A 1,140-nucleotide genomic window follows, 5' to 3' on the forward strand; every position below is an offset into this window, starting at 1 on the left:
GGCTCCAGCTGCCGCGGATCCGGCGCCCGCGCCTCCGGCCGACACCGTGCCGGCCGAAACGCCGCCGCCAGTGGCAGTCTTCCCCTCCACAGGCTTGCCGGAAGATGCAGCCGGTGCATCGCCGTCGTTGGTTGCCTTGCGCGGCCCGGGCACCAGTTCGGCACTGCGGTAGAGCAGCCCGGCGATCACCGCACCGAGCAGCGGGGCCGCCCAGAACAGCCACAGTTCGCCCAGCGGGCTGCCGTCCGCGAAATACACCGCGGCCGTGGAGCGGGCCGGGTTCAGTCCGGCGTTGGAAATCGGGAGCATCACGGCGGTCAGCACGCCGAACGCAAGCCCCACCGCGTACGGGGCGCTGCGGAGCCGGTCCAGGGACGAGGTGGCACCGAGGTAGACCGCCACGAGCAGCCCGGTGGCGACGGTTTCGGCCAGGAAAACCCCCGCCATCGAGAAGCCCAGTTCGTCGCCGCCGGCGTAACCGTTGGAGATGGACGTGAACACGCCGGCCGACTGGGCGCTGACCGGGTGGCTGCCCATGATCACCCAGAGCACGACGGCGGCCAGCGAGGTGCCGGCCAGCTGCGCCAGGACGTAGGGCGGCACCGACTTCCAGGAGGTCCGGCCCGCGAGCGCGCTGCCCAGCGTGATGGCCGGGTTGAAGTGGCCGCCGGAGACGTGGCCGAACGCAAGCATGCCGGCAACGACCGCCAGGCCGAAGCCGAAGGGGACGCTGAAGCCGCCCTGCGGATTAAACATGCCGATCCCCAGGGCACCGAAAAAGAGCAGGAACGAACCTGCCGCTTCGGCGCCGATGCGGGCCGAATAGCTGCGCCCCTCGCCTAGCCGGGGCGGGGCGGCGTGGACGGCCGGAGCCGGTGACGCGGGGTGGGCTGCTGCCATGGATACTGTCCTTCTGCAGGGCCGGCCAGCAGCCGGCGGGTTACTCAAAACTACTCCACTCTGGCATCGGGGTCTGTGAAAACGCTGGGTGCTGCCCGGCAAGCATGCCCGGCGAAAGGTCCGGTCCCGCGCCTAAGCTGGTAGTCGTGACTAACGATGCCCCGCTCCCCGGTTCCCCCTCCGCCGACGCGCCGGACTTCGCCGGCAGCGCGCCGCCCCCTCCCGGCACCATGCGGCCCG

At 71.3% G+C, this 1,140-nt stretch carries 1 protein-coding gene; it reads right to left on the minus strand.

All coding sequences use genetic code 11. From position 1 onward, the window contains the following. A partial coding sequence (locus AC5RUJ_RS16825) for an MIP/aquaporin family protein (RefSeq protein WP_494156311.1) occupies window positions 1-900 on the minus strand: 900 nt, incomplete at its 3' end. Window positions 901-1,140 lie beyond the last annotated feature (240 nt).

The sequence above is a fragment of the Arthrobacter sp. Y3223164 genome, assembly GCF_059091005.1.